The following is a 21790-nucleotide window of genomic DNA, read 5'->3' on the forward strand; positions in this document are numbered from 1 at the left end:
ATCCTCTCGGCCCGGGCGTTCATTACATCCCTGCACCTTTGTTCACAGAAAATCACCGACCCACGACAGATTCCAACACCGCTGCTGGGGATACTGGCGCCTGCTCCGCCGGAGCGCCAAGGACCGACGTGACTGGAGAACCCCATGCGTAGACTGTTGACCGCCGTGCTGATCTCGACCCTGGGGGCGGCCTCTCTGGTTCGTGCCGATGGACCAGCGCCATTTTCCAAGGTGTTCGAGGATATTTCGGCCGACCAGCCCGGCTGCGCCGCCGGGGTGATGCGCGGCGGCAAAGTGATCTGGAGCGCAGGCTATGGCGCCGCCGACCTGGCCACCGGAGCGGCGATCCAGGCCGATACCCTGTTCAACCTGGCGTCGGTGTCCAAGCAGTTCACCGGCTTTGCCATCCTCCAACTGCAAGCCCAGGGGCGCTTGAGCCTGGAGGACCCGGTGCGGCGCTTTCTGCCGGAGCTGCCGGCCTATGCCCAGGGCATCAGGATCCGTCACCTGTTGCACCACACCTCAGGGCTGCAGGACTACATGCTGCTGGCCGAACTGGCGGGGATTCCCCTGAGCCAGCGCTTTACCCAGCAACAGGCCCTGGACCTGCTGGTGCGCCAGAACAGCCTGATGTTCCCGCCCGGCAGCGAATTCAGCTACAGCAACAGCGGCTACGTCCTGCTGTCGAGCATCGTCGAGCGAGCCAGCGGCCTGTCGCTGAAACACTACTCCCGGGCGAACATCTTTTTGCCCCTGGGCATGGATCACTCAAGCATCGTCGATCAGTACCCGGTGCAGTTGCCGAACCTGGCCCGGGGCTATGAACCGGGCGGGCAGGGCAAGGCCCAGGTGGCGGTGGATGCGCGCTGGGAGCAGACCGGCGACGGCCAGGTGCACAGCAATGTGGTGGACCTGATGCGGTGGTTGCGCAACCTGTCCACCGGGCGGGTCGGGGGCAAGGCGCTGGTGGAGAACATGCGCCAGACCGAGCCCCTGAACGACGGTGATCCCGGCTATTACGGCATGGGCCTTGCCAACCGCAGCTATCGCGGGCTGCAAGAGCTGTCCCACAGCGGCGGCTGGGCCGGTTTCAACACCGACGTGGCCTGGTACCCCAAGCTCGATGTGGCCACGGTGGTGCTGTGCAACAGCGATGACGGCCGCGCCTCGGAGCGCGGCCGCCAGTTGCTCGATACCCTGCTGGGCTCGCCGGCGCCGTCCGGGGAAGCGGACATTCCGCCGCCACCCCCGAGCATCCGGGCGCTGCCCAAGGCCTCGCTGAAAACGCTGGTGGCCGGCACCTACCTGGACGATGGCGGCCATCAGTTGCAGCTGCGGCGCAGCGGCAAGGGTTGGAGCCTGGAAACCTTCCCCGACGTCCTGCCGCTGACCCGGCAGAGCGATGAGGTGCTGGTGGCGGACAACGACGGCACCCCGATCTACCTCGCGGCGACCTCGGGAGGGCGGATCGCGCTCAACAACCCGGCCTCGACCTATGCCCTGGCCCCGCCCTGGAAGCCCGATGATATCCGCCCCTACGTCGGCCTCTATACCCTAGAAACCAGCCCCGGACAGCTCAAGGTCCATGCCCGGCAAGGCAAGCTTTATGTACGCATCGGCCTGTACACCTACCCGATGCAGCCCCTGACCGCTGAGCGTTTCAGCGCCGGGGAACTGGGGGTGCTCAGCTTTGCCGAGCAAGGCGCGGTGCTGACCAGCAGCGTGGCGCGCCACTTGAGGTTTCGCAAGGTGGCGCAGTAGTGTCCCGGCCCCAATTGTGGAGCCCTCAAACCCGCCGGCTGCGACCCAGCAACCACAACAGGTAGAAGCCTCCCAGCAGGCCGGTCATCAGGCCGATGGGCAGGTTGGCGTGGAACGCCAGGCGCTGGCTCAGCAGGTCTGCGGCCAGGAGCAATACCGCGCCCATCAGCGCGCCCGACCCCAGCGGCACTTCGGCGCTGCGGGTCAGGCGCCGGGCCAGTTGCGGGCCGGCCAGGGCGATAAAGGCGATGGGCCCGGCAGCGGCGGTGGCGATGGCAGTGAGGCCGACGGCGGCCAGGACCATGATCAATCGGGTGCGCTCCACCGCGACCCCCAGTTGGCTGGCGGTGGCGTCGCCCATTTCCAGCAGGTTGATGCGCCGGGCGTGGTACAGGGCGATCGGGGCGATCAGCAGCAGGCCCAGGGCCGCCGGCAGTACATGGGACCAGGTGCGGGTGTTCAGCGAGCCGGCCAGCCACAGTTGGGCGAACATCGCCTGGTCGAGGTTACCGCTGACCAGCAGGATGCTGTTCAGGCCGGACAGGCTGGCGCCCACGCCGATGCCCACCAGCACCAGGCGATAACCCCCGCTGCTGTGGCCGTTTCGCGCCAGCAGCAACACCAGCAGGGCGGTGCCCAGGCCGGCCGCCACTGCCGCCAGGGACGTGGCCAGGGGGCCGGCATCGAACAGCATGATCTGCACGATGGCGCCACTGGCGGCGCCGGTGGTGAAGCCGATCACGTCCGGCGAGCCCAGGGCATTGCGCGAGATCGACTGGAAGATCGCCCCGGCCATGCCCAGTGCCGCGCCCACCAGGGTCGCGGTCAGGGCCCGGGGCAGGCGCACGCGTTGCAGCACCCGCTGGGCGGTGGGGTCCTGGCCCTGGCCCAGCAGGTTGGCCAGCACCTGTTCCGGGCCCAGTGACAGGCTGCCGGTATCCAACAGCAGCGCCCAGAGCAGCAGCATCGCCACCAGCAGCACGGCGCAGACCAGGGCCGTGCGCGGTTGCCAGCGCAGCGAGAGAGAGCCCAGGCGCAGGGCCTTGAGCCCCTTCACAGGCGGCTCAGGCGAAAGCGCCTGACCAGTACGATGAAGCACGGCCCACCCAGCAGCAGGGTGATGATGCCGGCGGCGATTTCTTCCGGCGCTGCCACCACCCGGCCGAGCACGTCGGCCCCCAGCAGCAGGCCGGCGGCCAGCAGCGCCGAGTAGGGCAGGATCCAGCGGTAGTCGGTGCCCACCAGCATCCGCGCCAGATGGGGCGCCACCAGCCCGACAAAACCGATCGGCCCGGCCACGGCGGTGGCGGCACCGGCCAGCAGCATCACCGCCAGGCAGGCCAGTAGCCAGGTCAGGCGCAGGTTCACTCCCAGGGCGCGCCCCAGGTCCTGGCCCAGGGCCAGGGCGTTGAGCTGGGCGGCGATCCCCAGGGCCAGGCCCAGGCCCAGCGCGATGGCCAGGGCCGGAACCTGCAGCAGGGCGAAGCCGCTGCCGGACAGCGAGCCCGCGGCCCAGTGGCGAAAGTGATCGAAGACCTCGGGCGGGCTGTTGAGCACGATGATCCCGGTCAGTGAAGTCAGCATCACTGACAGTCCGGCGCCGGCCAGCACCAGGCGCACCGGGTTGGTCCCGGTCTCATGGGCCTGCCCCAGCAGGAACACCACCACTCCCGCCAGCCCGGCGCCGCCGAACGCCAGCCACAGGTACTCGGCCAGGCTGGTCAAGTGCAGCAGCGCCACGCCGCCGATCACCGCCACGGCGGCGCCGGCATTGATGCCCAACAGGCCCGGTTCGGCCAGCGGGTTGCGAGTCACCGCCTGCATCACCGCGCCGGCCACCCCCAGGGCGAGGCCGGCCAGCAGGGCGATCAGGGTCCGGGGCAGGCGCAGTTCACGCAGGATCAGGTGCTGGTCGTTGTGCAGGTCGGGTGCCTGCAACGCTTGCCAGGTCACGCTCAGGGGGATCGTCCGGGAGCCGATGGCCAGGCTCAGCAGGGCCAGCACCAGCAACAGCAGCAGCCCGGCCAGCAGGCCCCAGGTGCGGTGGTGAGGGCGCGACAGCGGTCGGGCCAGGGGCTGGGCAACGAGGTTCATGGCTTAGCGAAAGTGCGCGGCGACGGCATCGATCATCTGCCGTCCCGAGTAATAGTCGATGCGAAACGAACTCGGGCCCAGGGCATACACCCGCCGGTTGATCACCGCTGGCAGGTTGGCCAGCACCGGGTCGGCGAGGAACGCCTGCACGTCGCCGTCGGTGGCGCTGAGCAGGAACACGCTGTCACCGGTGATCGCCGCCGGCAGGTTTTCCCGGGAGATGAACTGGAAGTCCGACGCTCGGGTGACCTTGCCCGCCAGCGCCTCGGGCAGCTCCGCGACCTTGAAGCCAAGAGCGCCGAGCAGCCGGGCCTGGGGGCTGTTCAGGCGGCCGATGGAATAGCTGCCGGCAATGTTGTAGCCCACCACGCTCACCGGCCCCGGGGGCGGGGTGATGCGGGCGGCGGTTTGCGCGGTGTACTGGTCGAAGCGCTGGATCGCCGCCCGGGCCTGTTGCTCCAGGCCGGTGCGCTGGCCCAGGGCGGTGGCGATGTCTTGCCAGCTCTGGTTCGAGTAGTCCACCACCAGGGTCTCCAGGCCCTGGGCCTGCAGCTCGCTGCGGTGTGCGACCACGCTGTCGGCGCCGGTGGCGGACACCACCAGCAGGTCCGGGTCAGCGGCGATCACCGCTTCGATATCGAATTGCAGGTTGCGGTACAGCACCGCCACGCCGCGCTGCCTGGCCACTTCTGCCCACTGGGAAAAGAACCCGCGCTCATCGGTGAGGCGGCTGGGGGTGGTGGCGGCGCTGGCCACCAGCGGCGCATCCATGGCCAGCAGGATCCCGGTGACGCTGGGGCTGGTGGAGACGATGCGGGTGGGGGTGGTGCTTGCCCCGAGGGCCAGCTGGCAGCTCAGGGCCAGGACCGCTGCACTGAGCAGCCGGGCGCAAAGGCGTGGGTTCATCATCGATCCATCGGACGGTAAAGGGTGGGGCGCAGGGGCCTGAACAGCAGAACCATATGATAATGCTTCTCATGCAATGCGTTCCATATTGTAGAATCCATTCCGCAATTGCAATACTGCAAGCGCTTGTCTCCCAAGGAAAACCCCGCCATGACTCACCGTTTGCACGCCGATGCCGTGACCTTGCGCCACGACGCGCGAATCATTTCCCAGGGCCTGTCCCTGAGCATTCCCGACGGCTCGTTCACGGTCATTGTCGGGCCCAACGCCTGTGGCAAATCCACCTTGCTGGCGGCGTTGTCCCGGCTACTGGCACCGGCTGAAGGGCGGGTGGTGCTCGATGGCAAGGACATCCGCCAACTGCCGGCCCGGGAAGTGGCCCGGCGCCTGGGCCTGCTGCCGCAAAGCGCCATGGCGCCGGATGGCATCAGCGTTGCCGAACTGGTGGCGCGCGGGCGCTATCCGCACCAGTCGTTGCTGCGCCAGTGGTCGAAGGAGGATGAGCAGGCGGTGCGCGGGGCGATGGCCGCGACCCGGGTCGAGGCGCTGGCCGAACGCTTGCTGGACGAGTTGTCCGGCGGCCAGCGCCAGCGGGTTTGGATCGCCATGGTGCTGGCCCAGGAAACGCCGATCCTGCTGCTGGACGAGCCCACCACCTACCTGGATATCGTCCATCAGATCGAGCTGCTGGAGCTTTTGGCCGAGCTCAACCGCCAGGGCCGGACCATCGTCGCGGTGCTGCATGACTTGAACCAGGCCTGCCGCTATGCCAGCCACCTGATCGCCCTGCGCGACGGCGCCATCGTCGCCCAGGGCGCGCCGGCGGCGATCTTCACCGAGGCCCTGGTGGAGCAGGTGTTCGGCCTGGCCTCGGTGATCATCCGCGATCCGGTCAGCGGCACGCCGTTGATGGTGCCCAAGGGCCGGATCGACCCGGCCTGAAGCCACGGCTCAGGGGCGCGCCGGCAACGCTTCCTGGGGCACGCGCTGGCCACCGGTGGCCTGGTTGACCTGGGCCGCTTCATGGAACAGCGCATCGCGGTCTTGCGGGGCCTGCAATTGCCCCAGGTCAGTGACCGTGGTCATCACGCAGACGATCTCCTGCTGGGCGTCGAATACCGGCGCGGCCTGCCCGGTGACGTTGGACAGCAGGTGGCTGGTGAGTTCGGCCCAATGCCGGCGTCGCACCTCGTCGAGCACCGCGGCACTGGGCGGGGTGCCGCGAAAATGCGCCGGCTGCTGCTTGCGCGCCGCGTCGATCACGGCCTTGGGCAGAAAGGCCTGGAACACCAGGCCGCAGGCGGTGTTGTCGATGGGCAGGATGTCCCCCAGGGCCAGGGGGTTGATGGAGAAATAGGCGCTGCGGTACCAGCGCACCAGGGTCGGCCCGCGGTCGGTCCAGATCGCCACGCCCCCGCTGGCGGCATGCCGCTGGGCCAGGGCTTTCATGCGCTGGGCGGCGATGTCCACCGCATCGATGCGCTTGAGCGCGCCAATGCCGATGCTCAGGGCTGCCGGGCCCAGGTCGTACAGGCCACTGAGCGGGTCCTGCTTGGCCAGCCCTTCCTTGACCAGGCTTTGCAGGTAGCGGTGGGCGGTGGAGCCACCCGTGCCGGTGCGCCTGGCCACTTCCCCCAGGGCCAACTCGCCCTCGGCATTGGCCAGGGTGTTGAGAAAACGCGCGGCGATCGACACCGACTGGATCACCCCGGAACGTTTTTCCGGCGGTGCATCCAGGGTCTCGTCCAACGGGGGCTGCGAACTGTTCAACGGCTGGGTCTCCTCACCAATGTCTGGCCGCGTGGGGTACGCAGGCTACGGCCTGCGCGGCGCTGGCGCTAGCGGCGGCCATGATACCGGTTCCACCGCCTGCCTGGGACGGGGGAATGCGCCCGGGCCAAAAGTGTAGATCATTCCAATTTGCAGAATGTATTCCGTATTGAGGAATGTCATGGCAGCGTGATAGCCTAATCGTGAAAGAGGATCATTCTCATTTGGAAGGAAGTTTTGATGGCCCTTACGCACCGCACATTCAGTCACGGTATTGGCGTTCTCACCTTGTCCACCCTGCTGGCGAGCCCGCCGCTGATGGCCGAGGACAGCAGGCAGCCGGACAAGCCAGGGAAAGCCAGCCTGGCCCTGGAATCGCTGGTGGTCACCGGTGAGAAACTCGACCGCGAGCTGAAGGACACCGCCTCCTCGGTGTCGATCATCACCGACCGCGATATCGACCAGAACAAGACCGGCGATGCGTCGGTGTCGGAGGTCATCAACGGCAGCCCCAACGTGATCTACACCGATTCGGTGGGCGCGCCGATCATCCGCGGCCAGGACACCCAGGGCCCGAACAACGGGCAGAACGTGTTCTGGGGCGGTACGGTGCCGCGGGCCACCATCAACCTGGACGGCCACTACCTGAACTACAACGAGATGTTCTTCGGCGCGACCTCGGTCTGGGACCTGGACAGCATCGAGGTGTTCCGCGGCCCGCAGACCACCTCCCAGGGCGCCAATGCGATTGCCGGGGCGATCATCGTCAACACCAAGAACCCGACCTTCACCCCCGAGGCGGCCTACCAGGCGGAGATCGGCAGCTACCACTCGCGGCGCAGTTCGGTGGCGGTGTCCGGGCCCCTGGCCCAGGACTTTGCCGGGCGCCTGGCAGTGGACTATTCGGCCCGCGACACCTTCATCGACTACGACAACCCGAAGTTCCAGGGCGGCAAGACCGACCAGGATTTTCGCAACCTCAATGCCCGGGCCAAGCTGCTGTGGTTGCCCACCGACATTCCAGGGCTGGAAAGCCAGTTCACCTTCGCCCACAACGACAGCAACCGCCCGACCCAGGAAGCCGCCTCGGCGCCGTTCCACAAGCTGGAGCACAGCTCCACCACCATGCCGTCCTGGGAACAGGACACCAACACCAGCATCCTCGACGTCTCCTATGAGCTGGGTAATGGCCTCAAGCTGTTCAACCAGGCGCAGTATTCGCTGTCGTCGGTGCACCGGGTGACCGGGGCGGCGGGCGAGGGCGATGCCGACATCCACCAGAAGAACGCCTCCAACGAGTCGCGCCTGACCTTCGGTGAGAAAGAGGACCTGCTCAGTGGCATGGGCGGGATCTACTACGCCCGCACCCGCACCGACGAAACCCTCAACCTGCGGGGGCGTTCGGCCTTCGACGACACCAAGACCAACCTGGGGATCTTCGGCGAGCTCAACTACCGGCTCACCGACCTGTGGACCCTGAGCACCGGCCTGCGCTACCAGCAGGACCACATCGAGCGCACGGGCAACTCGGTGCTGGCTCCCGGCGCGCTGAACTACGACAAGACCTTCTCCACCGTGCTGCCCAAGGTTTCCCTGGCCTACGCCGCCACCCCGCACTGGACCGTCGGTGGCCTGGTCAGCCGGGGCTACAACCCGGGCGGTGTGTCGCTGAACCTGACGACCCGGCAATGGGCCTATTTCAAGGAAGAGTCGATCTGGAACTATGAGCTGTTCAGCCGCGCGAGCTTTCTCGACGACCGCCTGCTGATCAACACCAACCTGTTCTACATGGATTTCAAGGACGCCCAGTACAACATCCCGGTGGTGATTTCCCCGGGGGTGGCACAGTCCTACACCATCAACGCCGAGAAGGCCCACGCCTATGGCCTGGAGCTGGATCTGGACTATCGCCTGCTGGACAACCTGCGGCTCAAGGCCAGCGCCGGTACCTTGCGCACCCGCATCGACAAGATTTCCAGCAACGCCGACTACGCCCACAACGAGTTTGCCCGCTCGCCGGGCTACACCCTGAGCTTCGGCCCCAGCTGGGACATCACCGAGCGCCTGAACCTCAATGCCCAGGTGCGCTACCTGGACGGCTACTACTCGGATACCGCCAACACCTCGGCCTATTCGATCAAGCCCTACACCCTGACCGATGCGCGCATGAGCTACCGCTTCAACGACCAGGTGCAGCTCTACGGCTACGTCAAGAACGTCTTCGACGACCGCTCGCCCACCTACATGCAGCAGAACCGCGGCATCGGCGGCATCGAGGCCAGCATGACCCAGCCACGGACCCTGGGCATCGGCGTCAAAGGGGCGTTCTGAGGCCCCCGGGAACCCGTCGCCGGCCGCCCTCCGAGGCGCTGCCGGCGTTCATTCGTACACAGGAGATTGGCAACAGATGAGTAACCGCAAACGCCTGCATATCGGCATGTCCCTGGCCCCCACCTGGCTCAGTGGCGATGCCTGGCGCCAGCCCGACAGCAATATCGAAGGCATCTACAGCGCCGACTTCGCCGTGGACATCGCCAAGCGTTCCGAGGCCGCGCACCTGGATTTCGTGTTCCGCCCCGACGTCAGTTGCCTGAACATGGACGGCCTGGAAAGCGGCTCGGGTTTCGCCAGCCTCGATCCCACGGTGCTGCTGGCGTGCATCGCCCGGGAGACGTCCCGCATCGGCCTGGTGTCCACCGTTTCCACCACCTTCTTCCCGCCCTATGTGGTGGCGCGCCAGTTGCAGTCGCTGCATTGGGTGAGCAACGGCCGCGCCGGCTGGAACATCGTCACCGCCTTGCAGGGCCACGAGAACTTCGGCCTGGAGGCCATGCCCGGCGCGGATGAGCGCTATGCCCGGGCGGCAGAGTTCACCCGCCTGGTGCACGACCTGTGGGCCAGCTACCCCAACCAGGCGCTGCTACTGGACCGGGAGAACGGCCGTTACGCCGATCGCAGCCAGGTGCACCCGGTGGACCATGCCGGCGAGCACTTCCGGGTGCGCGGCCCGCTCAACCTGCCGGCGTTCGGCAAGGCACGGATTCCCCTGGTCCAGGCCGGCGCCTCGGACACCGGTCGCGACTTTGCCGCCTCGGTGGCCGACCTGGTGTTCGCCCCGACCCCGGACAAGGATGCGGCCCTGGAACTGCGTCGCGACCTCTCGCAACGGGCCCGGCGCCACGGCCGCCGCCCCGAGGACATCCGCCTGCTGCCGGGCCTGAGCCTGTACCTGGCGCCGACCCGGGAACAGGCCCGCGAGCTGTTCATGCAAACCCACGGGCGCCCGGACAACGCGCGCAAGTTCGCCTCGATCCAGCAGATGATCGGCCTCGATTTAAGCGACTGGCCCCTGGACCGCCCGGTGAGCGCCGCCGACCTGCCGGCCCCGGTGCACAACCCCGGCAGCCGTACCCACACCAACCTGCTGCGGCGGTTGATCGAGCGCGAAACCCTGCGCCTGGACGAACTGCTGCTGCGCCCGGAAGTGATTTGCGCGGCCCACTGGCAAGTGATAGGCACCGCCGAAGATGCATTTGCACAGATCGTGGAATGGGCCGAGGCCGGCGCCATGGACGGCTTTATCGCCGCGCCGGGGGGCTCGATTCGTTCGATGCACATTTTCCTGGAACAGGTGATACCGATGCTGGTGGAGGCGGGGCTGTTTCGCGAGCGCTATAGCGGCACGACCTTTATCGAACACCTGCAAGAGCAGGATTGACCCGGGGCCTGCGAGAAATATCCGGCTTTGAGTGGCGGGCGCTATGGTTGTTTCTCCACAACGTGCGCCCGGATCATGCCGGGCGATCCTAACCCCGCAGTCAATAAAAGGAATGCAACATGAAAGTCAGTGCACGCAACGTGTTCAAAGGCCGGGTCAGCCAGGTGGAAGAGGGTTCGGTCAACGCCGAGGTGGTGCTGTCCCTGGAGGGCGGCGAGCAACTGGTGGCGGTGGTGACCCTGCAAAGCCTGCGTAGCCTGGGCATTGCCCCGGGCACAGAGGCCCTGGCCCTGGTCAAGGCACCCTGGGTGATGCTCATGACCGATGCCGAGGGCATCCGCCTGTCCGCTCGCAACTGCCTGCAGGGCAAGGTGATCAGCGTCACCGATGGTGCGGTCAACGCCGAAGTGGTGCTGGAGCTCAGCGGCGGCAGCCAGGTGTATTCCATCGTCACCCGCGATGCGGTGACCGAACTGGGCCTGGCCCCGGGCGTCAGCGCCACGGCGGTGATCAAGGCGTCCCACATCATCCTGGGCGTGCCGGCCTGATACCCGGCGGTTTCGATCGAGCAGGGGTTCAGGCGCTGTCGGAAGCTCCGGCATCCGCCTGCGCCCCCGGGTTCTCGATGCTTGCGGCAGAGTGCGTACTGCCAATGAACAGGTACATGGCCGGCACCATGAACAGGGTCAGCAGGGTGCCGATGGACAGCCCGGCAAAGATCACCAGGCCCATGTCGTGGCGGCCCGCCGCGCCGGCGCCGGAAGCCCAGACCAGCGGCACCACCCCCAGGACCATGGCCGCGGTGGTCATCAGGATCGGCCGCAGGCGCACCGCGGCGGCTTCTTCGATGGCTTCGCGCTTATTGTGTCCGGCGCGCTGCAATTGGTTGGCGAACTGCACGATGAGGATCCCGTGCTTGGTGATCAGCCCCAGCAGCGTCACCAGCCCGACCTGGGTGTAGACGTTGATCGAGGCGAACCCCATGGTGATGAAGGCCAGGGCGCCGAACAGCGCCGGCGGCACCGAGAACAGGATCACCACCGGGTCGCGGTAGCTCTCGAACTGGAACGCCAGGGCCAGGTAGACGATCAGGATCGAGAACAGCAGCAGGCCGACGAACCCCCCCGATTCCTGGATGAACTGCCGTGATTCGCCGGCGTAGTCGCTGGAGTAACCGGACGGCGCCACCTGTTCCAGAATGCCCTTGAGCCGGGCCAGCAACTCGCCCTGGGACACGCCGCTGACCCCGGACAGGGTCGCCGAGTTGAGCTGCTGGAAGTGGTTGACCGACTCAGGCTCGGTGGAGGTTTCGATATGGGCCACGGTGCGCGCTGCAATCATCGCCCCCGACGGGGTACGGATGTAGTAGTCGAGGATCTGTTCGGGGTTCAGCCGGTCCACCTGCAGCACCTGGGGGATCACCTTGTAGGAGCGCCCGGCGGTGGAAAAGTAGTTCACATAGTTGCCCCCCAGGGCCGCCGAGAGCGCGGCGCCGACGTCGGCCTGGGTCATGCCCAGGGCGGCGATCTTTTCCCGGTCCACCACCAGCTTGGCCTGGGGCTTGTCGAGCTTGAGGTCCAGGTCGGAAAACCAGAACAGCTGCTGCTTGGTGGCCTCGGCCAGTACCGCCTGGGCCACCTCGTTGAGGTTGGCCACCGACTCGGTGGTGCTGATCACGAACTGCACCGGCAGGCCCTGGGCGCCGGGCAGCGAGGGCAGGGGGAAGGCGGCGATAGTGGCGCCGGGCACCTGGTTCCACTTCTGTTGCAGGTCGAGGATCAACTGCGCCTGGGAGCGGTCACGATCCTCCCAGGACTTGAGCAGCACCCCGCCCAGGCCCTGGTTCAGCGAGGGCAGGCCGGTGAGCTGGAACATCTGCAGGTACTCGGGCTCCTTGTTGGCGATCTGGAACGCCTGGTCGGCAATCCACTCCATCTGCTGCGGCGAGGCGGTGGGCGCGCCCTTGATCTGCATGAACACCAGGCCCTGGTCCTCGGTGGGCGACAGCTCGCTCTTGGCGGTCAGGCCACTGGCGGCCACCAGCACGAACAGCAGGAAGCCGAAGGTCACCAGCACCGGCCAGCTATCCAGCCCGGCCGCCAGCACCCGGTGGTAGTGCCCCCGCAGCCAGTCAAAGTAGCGGTCCAGGCGCTTGGCGAACCGGCCTTCCTCCTGGCCGCTCTTGAACAGCCGCGAGGTCATCATTGGCGACAGGGTCAGGGCGATCACCGCCGACACCGTCACTGCGCCGGCCAGGGAAAAACAGAACTCCTTGAACAGCGCCCCGGTCAGGCCGCTGCGCAGGCCGATGGGCACGTAGGCGGCGATCAGCACCACGGTCATGGCGATGATCGGGCCGCCCAGCTCGCGGGCCGCCAGCAGCGCCGCCTCCAGTACGCCGCGGCCTTGCTCCTTGATATGCCGGTCGACGTTTTCCACCACGATGATGGCGTCGTCCACCACAAGACCGATGGCCAGCACCAGGGCCAGCAGGGTCAGCAGGTTGATGGAATAACCCAGCAGGTACATGACGAAGAAGGTGCCCACCAGCGACAGCGGGATCGCCACCAGCGGCACGATCACCGCACGGAACGAGCCGAGGAACAGGTAGATCACCACCGAGACGATGATCATGGCTTCCACCAGGGTCTTCACCACCTCGAAGATCGAGGTGTTGATGAAGGCCGTGGAGTCGTAGACGATCTCGCCGCGCACCCCGGCCGGCAGTTGCGATTGCAGTTCGGGGAAGGCTTTGCGCACGTTGTCGGCGACGTTGAGGATGTTGGCGGTGGGCGCTGCCTTGATGCCGATGAACACCGAGCGCTTGCCGGAGAAAGCCACGCTGCTGTCGTAGTTTTCCGCCCCCAGGGTGACGTTGCCCAAGTCCTCCAGGTACACCAGGGCGTCGCCGTTGTGCTTGACCACCAGGCGCTTGAATTCGTCCACCGTGTGCAGGTCGGTGCCGGCGGTGAGGTCCACGGTGATCATCTGCCCCTTGGTGGAGCCCACGGCGGACAGGTAGTTGTTGTTGCCCAGGGCCGTGGCCACGTCCTGGGCGGTGACGTTGTGGGCCGCCAGCTTGTCCGGGTCGAGCCAGGCCCGCAGGGCGAACTGGCGGCCGCCGAGGATCTCTGCGGTCTGCACGCCTTCCAGGGAATCGAGCTTGGGCTTGACCACCCGCACCAGGTAGTCGGTGATGTTGTTGGTGGCCAGGGTGTCGCTGTAGAACCCCAGGTACATGGCGTCGGTGGTCTGGCCCACCGCTACCGTCAGCACCGGTTCCTGGGACTGGGCCGGCAACTGGTTCTTCACCGAGTTGACCTGGGTGTTGATCTCGGTCAGCGCCTTGCTGGAGTCGTAGTTCAGGCGCAGGGTCGCGGTAATGGTGGAGAGCCCGGTGATGCTGGTGGACGACAGATAGTCGATGCCCTGGGCCTGGGCGATGGCGGCCTCCAGGGGCTGGGTAATGAAACCGGCCACGGTGGCGGCGTCGGCCCCGTAGTAATAGGTGCTGATGGTGACCACGGTGTTTTCCGTGCGCGGCCACTGGTTCACCGGCAGCTCGAAGATCGAGCGCAGGCCCAGGATCAGGATGAACAGCGAGACCACCACGGCCCAGACCGGACGCTTGATAAAGGTATCGGTGAAGTTCATGGCGGGCCCTAGTGCTCTTGCGGCGTCGGCGAAGGATCGTTGCGCGGCGCGTGGCTGTTGTCGACTTTCACCGGCGAGCCGTTCTTGAGTTTCATCTGGCCGCTGGTGATCACCAGGTCGCCTTCCTTGACCCCTGACAGCACCGCCACCTGGTCGCCACGGTTGGGGCCGGTTTCGATGAAGGTCTGCTGCGCGGTGAGCACTGCGTCGCCCTGGTCGTTGTTCTTCTGGCTGGCGATGAACACCGTGGTGCCGTAGGGGTTATAGGTGACCGCGGTCTGGGGCAGGGTCAGGTAACGCTGGGTGCCGCCGGAGGCCACCACGGCCCGGGCGAACATGCCGGGCACCAGGCTGCGCTTGGGGTTGTCGATGGTGGCTTCCACTGTGACGTTGCGGGTGTTGGGGTCGAACTGGGTGTCGATGGAGCTGACCCGGCCGGTGAACGTCTGTTTGGGCAGGCCGTCGGCGCTGACCGTGACGCTCTGGCCCAGGGCCACCTGCTGCACCTGGGCCTGGGGCACGTTGAAGTCGATGTAGATCGGGTCGAAGGTCTGCAGGTTGGCGATCTTGTCCCCCGGGTTGAGGTATTGCCCGGGGTTGACCGCGGTGATGCCGATGCGCCCGGCAAAGGGCGCGCGGATGCTCTTCTTCGCCACCAGCGCGCGCTGCTGTTCGGCAGCGGCCAGTTTGGCCTTGAGGTCGGCTTCGTCGGCCTCGACCAGGGCCTGGGACACCGCGCTCACCTTCAGTTGCGCCCGGTCGCGCTTGAGCACCGTGCCGGCCAGGGCCGCGGTGGCTTCCAGGGAATGCAACTGGGCGATGTCGGAGTCGGCATTCAACTGCACCAGCAGGTCGCCGGCGGCTACTTCCTGGCCGGGCTTGAAGCCGATGCTACGCACGATGCCGCCGACCTCGGTGGTCACGTCCACCCCGCGCACGGTCTTCATCGAGCCCACCGCGGAGACGCTGGGCTGCCACTCTTCGTACTGGGCCTTGATGGCGGTAACCACCGCGGGCGGCAGGGGCACCTTGGCCTGGGCGATCAGCTTGGAGATCTGCGCGAACTTGACCCCGCCGATCACCGCGACGATCAGCAGCACCACGCCGAGCATGATCAGCATCGGCCGCAGCAGCCGGCGCTTGCGCGGCGCCTGGGGGACCGTGCCGGGGTGCGCAGGGGAGGGGCTGGAGTGGACATCGGCCATGGCGGATCTCACTTAAGGCAAGGGTGCAGGTCGAGTGGACGGCGCGGCGGCTGCCGGCCCCTGGAGCCGGCCCGGCTGGCCGGCTTGAGCCTGTTCGCGGTGCTGGGCCGCGGGCGGCGGGTACATCTCCTTGAGCGACGGCCAGCCGAAACGATCGGGGCTGCCGAGGCTGTCGGGGTCGACATCCTGGCGCTGCCACCAGCCGCCCCCCAGGGCCTGGAACAGCGCCGTGGTGTCGCTATAGCGGGCGGCCTGGGCCCGCACCCGGCTGACAATCGCGTTCTGGTAGGTCTGCTGCGCAGTCAGCAGGTTCAGGTAGCCCACCGCGCCCAGGCGGTACTGGGCCTGGGCCAGGTCCAGGCTCTGGCGCGCGGCGGTCTCGGCCAGCACTTGTTGTTGCAGGGCCTCGGCGTCGGCCTGCAGGGCACGCAGGGCATTGGCTACGTCCTGGAAGGCGGTGATCACCGTGCCGCGATAGCGCGCTGCGGCCTGGTCATAGGCGGCCACCGCGGCGCGCTTGCGATGCTCCAGGGCGCCGGCGTCGAACAACGGCTGGGCGATGGAGCCGGCCAGGCTCCAGACCCCGGTGCCGGAGGAAAACAGTTTGGTGCCCGCCAGCGCCGTGGAGCCCAGGGAACCGGTAATGCTGAACTGCGGCAACTGGTTGGCGATGGCCACGCCGATATCGGCGCTGGCCTGATGCAACTGGGCCTCGGCGGAACGCACGTCGGGCCGCTGCTCGACGATGGCCGAAGGCAGGCTCAGGGGCAGTTCCTCGGGCAGGTGCAGGGAGGCCAGCTGGAAGTGTTCGCCACGGTCCTGGCTGGGGAAGCGACCCAGGTAGGCCTGCAACTGGTTGCGGGCCTGGGCCAGCTGTTTCTGCAAGGGCGGCAGGGTGGCGCGGGTCTGGGCCAGGGTCGCTTGCTGGGTCAGCAGATCGCTGTCGCCGATGGCACCCAGTCGACGCTGGGCCTGCAGCAGGTCGAGCTGGTCGCTCTGCAGGCGAATCACGGTTTCGGTGGCGGCGATCTGGTCACGGATCGAGGCCAGGCTGATGGCGGTGTTCACCAGGTTGGCGGTCAGGGTCAGGTAGGTCGCCTCCAGCTGGTAGCGCTGGTAGTCGGCCTGGGCACCGCTGGCCTCGATCTGCCGGCGGGTGCCGCCAAACACGTCGGGGGCGTAGGACACACTCAGGGACGCCGAGTTGACCGTGAAGATCTGCGCCGCAGAGCCCCCGGCCGCTGCCGCACCGCCGCTGGAGCCCAGGGCGCTGGCGGCGGACACCTTCTCGCGGGTTTTCGAGGCCGAGGCGCTGAGGGAGGGAAACAGCGACGCCTGTTCGGCGTACAGCAGTTCATTGGCCTGGCGCAGCGCGGCCTGGGCGGCGTCGATATCCGGGTTGGCCTGCAGCGCTTCCTGCACCAGGGCATCGAGTTGCGGCGAGCGGAACAGCCTCCACCACTGCCCGGGAATGTCCATGCCGTTCACCAGTCGCTGCGCCGCGCCACCGGCGGCGACCCCCGCCGTGACGGTGCCGGGCGGCAGGGGCGTGGCGCTGTAGCCGGCGTCCCGGCTCAGTTCCGGGCGGCTGAAATCCGGCCCCACGGCGCAGCTGGCGAGGGCTGCGATGCAGATCAGGTTCAGGGACGAGCGGGCAAGCGACAGAAGAGACAGGTGCCCAGAGGATTTTCGACCGGTACCTTCGTCCCTGTGAGGACACCGGCCGCCAGTGGCTACAGGCAGCAGCTGTGGCTTGTTCATATTCTCTCTAATTGAGCAATCAGTGAGTGAGTTCAACGGGAATATGGAGAGCGGCGCGGCGGCAGGGCAGGCACCCCCTCAAGCGCTGGGCTGCGCGAAGTGTAATGAACGTTAATGGATGAGCCGGCTAACCGCCAATAGATGAAATCTTGTGCCGGAAGGTGATCGGTGGGGCTTGGGCTATCCCATTTGCCGCGGGGGAGCGGCAAATGGGTATTGCGTGCTGGAGCAGGTGTCTGGGTCAAGCTACCAGTGATCGAACAGCTGTTTGACCTGCATCGGTGCAGTACAGCGCAGCAGGGCCTGGCGAAACCGCGGGTTGGTAAACAGCCGGGCGGTGTCGGCCAGCAGGTCCAGGTGCTGCTGATCGGCGGGAGCGGGCACCAGCAGCACCAGGATATCGCTGACCGGCTGCTGGTCCGGGGCGGCAAAGGCCATGGCGGTCTGCGGCCGCAGGTACAGCGCATGAATGCGATCGAGCTCGGCGAGCCGCGCGTGGGGCACCGCCACCCCTTCACCGATGGCGGTACTGGCGGCCAGCTCCCGGCGCCACAGGCTGGCGGCCACCCAATCCGCCGGCAGTTGCCGGGTCTCTTGCAGGTGCTGGCCGACCTGCTCGAACAGGCGCTGCTTGTTCGTGACATTGACCGCCAGGAGGATGTCTTCGACCTGCAGATAGCGGGCGACTTTGCTCATGGGCTTCTCCGGGAGCTTCAGGCTTGGCTTGCAGGCTATTGAAGCGCATTTGCCAGGTGCCGGGAGGGGCGGGCGGGCAGTCTTTACGAACTCTTTAGATCGCCAGCCGCCGGCCCGCCGCCAGGCACCTGTTGCCCAGCGCCTCGAAGTCTGGCTCGACAGCGGTATCCGCAGCGGGCAGGAGGTGATCAAGTCCCTGGCGCTGGCCCTGTGTGGGCACACCGATGTGCAGCCGCCGCGGCCAACCTCTCATAGGGCCTCCAGGAAAGCCTTCAGTGCCTTCAGTTCGGTCCGGTCCAGCTCCAATACCTTCAATTGCGCCGACGTCACGGGAAACAGCGGGTCTTGCAGCTGCCCCTCCTTGGGTACGGGCCTGGGCATGCCTGCGTTGTAGAACAACAGCACCTGATCGAGGCTGCTGGCCAGCCCGTTGTGAAACCAGGGGCCGGTATGGCTCACCAGCCGCAGTGAAGGTGTGCGCATGCGCCCGACATCCTGCGCCAGCCCGGTGACTTCATAGCGCCCGAGGTCTTCGCGCAGGCGCCCATAGAAGGTCAGGCCTGCATTGTGGAAGCGGTCGTCCTGCATCCCCGGGCCGAAGTGGCAGTTCATGCAGCGTGCCTTGGTGCGAAACAGGTGCAGTCCCTGCAATTGCTGGTCGCTGAGCGCCTTCGCCTGCCCCCGTAGAAAACGCTCGAAGGGGGTGCGTTGGGCAACCCGCAGCAGGCCACGCTGATAAGTCGCCAATGCCGCCGCCACCTGCTCGGCACCCAGCGCCTGTCCGGGAAATACCTGGGCGAACTGTGCCGGGTAGTCCGTGGTGTCACGCAGCCGGGCCACCAGTTCCGCGACACTGAAGGCCATTTCCTTGGGGTCGACGACCGGCATCAGGGCCTGCATCTCCAGGCTGTCGGCGCGCCCGTCCCAGAACAGCTTCTTGGCCAGGCCGCTGGCCACCAGGCTCGGTGCATTGCGCCGGCCCGCGGCACGGTCATGCCCGAACGAAACCCGACGCCCATCGGCGAACCCCAGGTCCGGTTCATGGCAGGAGGCGCAGGCAATCTGCCCCGAACGCGACAGGCGCGGGTCGAAGAACAGCCGGCGGCCCAGATCGGCCTTCTGCTGCGTGTAGGGGTTGTACGCCGGGGACGGCGCCCGCTCGGGCAAGGGGCCCAGCTCTTGCCAGGCCACGCCGGCATCCACCTGCGGCGCCGGCCACTGCGCGGGGGGCCGGCTGTACAACTCGCGCAGGCAAGACGGTTCGCTCGTGGCGCAGGCCAGCACGTGCTGCGGGCCAATCACCAGCACCATGCCGAGCATGACCTGCAGGCTCTTCAGGGACCGGCGCATTTCAGAACGCGTATCCGACTTCGAGCCAGTACTGGCGGCCCACCTCATAGGTCGAGACCGAGTTGCTGTTGACCGTCTGGTTGGCATTGACCGACTTCTTGTCGAGCACGTTGAACACGTCGACATTGATGAACACGTTCTGGTCCCTGGCGGTGGGAATACGCCAGCCCAGGCGCGTGTCCCAGGTCAGAGCCGCCTGGAATTTCTGTTCCTCCCAGACATCCACCGAGGTGCCCATGTAATCCACATTGCGCCCCGTGTCGCCAATGCGCTTGTAGCCGGCGCGGTAGCGCCAGAAGTTGCTCCACTGCAGATTGGCCTGGGGGATCTCGGTGATGGTCGTCAGGCGGGCCGTCCAGGGCCGGTTGAAGTTGCTGGCCGGGCGGTCGTCATAATTGATGAAGCTGCCCTGGTACTGGATGACGCTGTTCTGGTAGTACAGGTTCTCGGCGGCGACGTAGGTCGGTGCGGAGGCCTTGCTGTCGGTCCAGTTGAGCGCCAGTTGCCCGCCGGTCTGGGTGCCCAGCAGTGTCCAGCGCTGCAACGGTGTCACCGTCAGGGTGTAGGTGTCGGTCTCGCTCTTGCCGTCGTTGGTGTAGGTGGTGTAGTTGCTCGCCAGCGTCGGGTCCGTGGAGGGCTCGCCCAAGGTCTTGCCGGACACCTGAACCACCTGGTCGCGTCCCTTGCGATTGACATACTTGAGGGCATATTCGACCCCGGCCCATTGCTGCACCACGCCCAGCATCAGCTCGTCGTCGTAGGGGATGTCCAGCTGATTGAAGCGCACCTGGTTGGCCGCGTTGGATTTGACCACCCAGGGTTTGTCCAGGCTGTCGCGGGTTTCGTTGAAGCGCAGGCGGTTGCGCCCGTCCTGCAGCTGCCAGCTGCTGACGCTGCGCCCGTAGTAACGGTTGACGCCGGCATTGAGCAAGGTGGTGCGGTCACCGAACAGGTCATATTCCAGGGAGAAGCGCGGCGCCCAGGTGGTCTTGTCCATGTAGTCGTCGCTGTCCACGCGCACGCCCGGGCGCAAGGTCAGTTGGCCGAGGGTGATCTCGTCCTGTAGCCAGCTGCCCCAGGAGGTGGTGGTGAAGTCGAATTCGCCAGTGGCATAGCGGGTACGGCTTTTCATGTACTGGCCCGCCCAGCCGTTCAGGGTCTGGCCGATGTTGCAGGCGACGCTGTCGGTAACCCCGGCGCCGTTGGTGCAGGTAGTGGTGGCCGCGGGGGAGACATAGGTGCTGCTGTCGGTCAGGCGCTCGTAGCGCACGTACTGGCGGGAGAACTCCAGGCCGGTCTGCGGGCGGTGAGTCATGCCCAGCCAGTCGACGCTGCGCCAGTCGGCATTGAGCTTGTACTGCCAGGTACGCTGCTGCTGCTCGATATCACCCCAACCGCCTTCAAGGGTATTGGAGGTGGCCTTGTTGCCGATGCCCCAGTCCTTGGTGGCCGACTTGCGCCAGGTCCAGTAGTCGGCAGAGTCCGATTGGCGGCTCTGTTCCTGGCCGCTCCACGCCAGGTTCTGTTCGACGCGCGCCAGGTCGCCATCCCAGACGGTGCGCAGGTTCACTTGGGTGCCGCCGGCCTTGTTGTCATAACCCGAGTTGGCCACGTTGGCACGGAAGTAGTGACTCTCCTCGGGGGCATGGGTCACGCTGGTCTCAACAGTGAGTTGATCGCTGGCTTTCCATACCGACTTGAGGAAGTAGTTGTCGATGCGCCGTTGCTGCTTCTCCTCGTGAAAGCCCATCTCCTCGACATTGTTGTAGGAGTAGAAACCCAGGGGGATGGTCGAGCGCTTCTGGCTGAAGCTGCCAAGCAGGCCGAAATTGTCGGTCAGGTGGCCCTGCAGCGTGCCACGAACGGTGACCTTGTCGAACTTGGGCTGCTCGTCGGGAGAGCCCGAGTTTTCCATGCGCTGTTCTTCGCTTTCGTCGACGTGATATTGGGTCCAGGCGGAACGGGTGGTCTGCACCGAGAATTTGCCGTGCAGCGCCTGGGTCGGTGCACGGGTCTGTGCATCGATGACGCCACCGTTGAAGCCGCCATAGGCCGCTGGCACGTTGCTGTCCAGGACCGTGATGTTCTCCAGCAGGTCGGTGTCCAGTGCCAGGCCCTGGCTGCGCCCCGGTACCGCGTCCAGCAATTGCACCCGGTATTCGGCCGGATCGATGTCATTGTTCATGTTGATGCCATCGACCAGGAAGGCATTCTGGTAGAACTGCGCCCCGTTGATGCTGATGTTGGCCGGGCCGATTTCGCCAGGGGTCTTGCTGCTCAGCTGAGCGTCGTCGAACTGCACGTTGGGATGGCTGCGCAACAGGCTGGTGATGTCGCCATTGCCCGCCGGCATTGCTTCGATCGTCGCGCGGTCCACTCGGGTTTCACCCTGGGGCAGCGACAACTCGCCAGGCACCTTGGTATTGCCCAGGCGGACCGGGTCGGTACGCGGGCGAGTCGCCCGTTGCACCATCAGCGCGTCGTCACCGATGTAGATCCACTCCAGCTGGCTGCCCTTGAGCAGTTTCGCCAGCGCCTGCTCGGCGCTCAGTTCGCCCTGCACCGCCGGAGCGTTCAGGTTGAGCAGCAGTTGGCTCTCGACGCTGATCTGCAGGCCGGTCTGCTGTGCCAGCGCCATTAGCGCCGTGCTTAACGGCTGGCGTGCGATGTCGATGCTATGCCGTGTCCGATGGTCACTGGCCAAGGCCGGCAGGGACACCGCCAGCCCCACTGACAGCCACAACAGCCGCGCACTGCGTCGGCAACCCTGTAGTCCCTGTTGGGGGAAAATGGACATGCTCTGGTGAACTCCCCGTTCAGTGCGAACAATACGCACATGCTAATGAGAATAATTATGATTAACTCAGCGGGGCAA

At 66.4% G+C, this 21790-nt stretch carries 15 protein-coding genes; 5 read left to right on the forward strand and 10 right to left on the reverse strand.

The window, feature by feature from the left end; translation table 11 throughout:
* The first annotated feature begins 144 nt into the window (after positions 1-144).
* Positions 145-1761: a serine hydrolase domain-containing protein gene (locus AC1RL5_RS01105; RefSeq protein ID WP_093403959.1), complete on the forward strand. Its 1617-nt coding sequence runs from the start codon at positions 145-147 to the stop codon at positions 1759-1761.
* Positions 1762-1786: 25 nt separating this feature from the next.
* Here AC1RL5_RS01105 and AC1RL5_RS01110 read toward each other — a convergent pair whose 3' ends face one another.
* The 3 genes from AC1RL5_RS01110 to fepB are packed head-to-tail and all read right to left on the reverse strand — an operon-like array spanning position 1787 to position 4764.
* Entirely contained in the window at positions 1787-2818 is a 1032-nt protein-coding gene (locus AC1RL5_RS01110; protein WP_492589031.1) for a FecCD family ABC transporter permease, read from the reverse strand.
* Positions 2815-3855 carry a FecCD family ABC transporter permease gene (locus tag AC1RL5_RS01115; protein WP_492589030.1) on the reverse strand — a complete coding sequence of 347 codons (1041 nt, stop codon included), beginning with the start codon at positions 3853-3855 and terminating at the stop codon, positions 2815-2817. Before AC1RL5_RS01115 ends, AC1RL5_RS01110 begins: the two co-directional genes overlap by 4 nt.
* Before the next feature lie 3 nt (positions 3856-3858).
* Positions 3859-4764 carry a Fe2+-enterobactin ABC transporter substrate-binding protein gene (gene fepB / locus AC1RL5_RS01120; protein WP_011061900.1) on the reverse strand — a complete coding sequence of 302 codons (906 nt, stop codon included), beginning with the start codon at positions 4762-4764 and terminating at the stop codon, positions 3859-3861.
* 147 nt (positions 4765-4911) lie between these two features.
* Here fepB and AC1RL5_RS01125 point away from each other — a divergent pair, with 147 nt between their 5' ends.
* Positions 4912-5703: an ABC transporter ATP-binding protein gene (locus tag AC1RL5_RS01125; RefSeq protein ID WP_011061899.1), complete on the forward strand. Its 792-nt coding sequence runs from the start codon at positions 4912-4914 to the stop codon at positions 5701-5703.
* Positions 5704-5712: 9 nt separating this feature from the next.
* Here AC1RL5_RS01125 and AC1RL5_RS01130 read toward each other — a convergent pair whose 3' ends face one another.
* Complete coding sequence (locus tag AC1RL5_RS01130) at positions 5713-6498, reverse strand: IclR family transcriptional regulator (protein WP_169893601.1); 786 nt, start codon at positions 6496-6498, stop codon at positions 5713-5715.
* A gap of 270 nt (positions 6499-6768) precedes the next feature.
* Here AC1RL5_RS01130 and AC1RL5_RS01135 point away from each other — a divergent pair, with 270 nt between their 5' ends.
* The 3 genes from AC1RL5_RS01135 to AC1RL5_RS01145 all read left to right on the forward strand — a co-directional run bounded on the left by AC1RL5_RS01135 (position 6769) and on the right by AC1RL5_RS01145 (position 10797).
* Positions 6769-8862 (forward strand): TonB-dependent receptor, encoded by a 2094-nt coding sequence (locus AC1RL5_RS01135; protein WP_092214704.1) that lies wholly within the window; start codon positions 6769-6771, stop codon positions 8860-8862.
* A gap of 76 nt (positions 8863-8938) precedes the next feature.
* Entirely contained in the window at positions 8939-10249 is a 1311-nt protein-coding gene (locus AC1RL5_RS01140; protein ID WP_053152445.1) for an NtaA/DmoA family FMN-dependent monooxygenase, read from the forward strand.
* Positions 10250-10368: 119 nt separating this feature from the next.
* Complete coding sequence (locus AC1RL5_RS01145) at positions 10369-10797, forward strand: TOBE domain-containing protein (RefSeq protein WP_015636050.1); 429 nt, start codon at positions 10369-10371, stop codon at positions 10795-10797.
* A gap of 28 nt (positions 10798-10825) precedes the next feature.
* Here the strand turns inward: AC1RL5_RS01145 and AC1RL5_RS01150 are convergent, their stop codons facing one another.
* The 6 genes from AC1RL5_RS01150 to AC1RL5_RS01175 form a co-directional block, all read right to left on the reverse strand.
* Positions 10826-13903, reverse strand: a complete 3078-nt coding sequence (locus AC1RL5_RS01150; RefSeq protein WP_492589029.1) for an efflux RND transporter permease subunit — start codon at positions 13901-13903, stop codon at positions 10826-10828.
* A gap of 8 nt (positions 13904-13911) precedes the next feature.
* On the reverse strand, positions 13912-15024 hold the full coding sequence (locus AC1RL5_RS01155; protein WP_011061893.1) for an efflux RND transporter periplasmic adaptor subunit: 1113 nt from the start codon (positions 15022-15024) through the stop codon (positions 13912-13914).
* A 96-nt stretch (positions 15025-15120) separates the two neighbouring features.
* Positions 15121-16869, reverse strand: coding sequence for an efflux transporter outer membrane subunit (locus tag AC1RL5_RS01160; protein WP_143031402.1), 1749 nt, complete (start codon positions 16867-16869; stop codon positions 15121-15123).
* Positions 16870-17115: 246 nt separating this feature from the next.
* On the reverse strand, positions 17116-17565 hold the full coding sequence (locus tag AC1RL5_RS01165) for a PTS sugar transporter subunit IIA (RefSeq protein WP_015636047.1): 450 nt from the start codon (positions 17563-17565) through the stop codon (positions 17116-17118).
* Between the two features lie 249 nt (positions 17566-17814).
* Positions 17815-18915, reverse strand: a complete 1101-nt coding sequence (locus tag AC1RL5_RS01170; RefSeq protein WP_065364326.1) for a cytochrome-c peroxidase — start codon at positions 18913-18915, stop codon at positions 17815-17817.
* 1 nt (position 18916) lies between these two features.
* Entirely contained in the window at positions 18917-21712 is a 2796-nt protein-coding gene (locus AC1RL5_RS01175) for a TonB-dependent receptor (protein WP_207239361.1), read from the reverse strand.
* Positions 21713-21790: the final 78 nt, after the last annotated feature.

The sequence above is a fragment of the Pseudomonas sp. GW822-FHT06D10 genome, assembly GCF_058799535.1.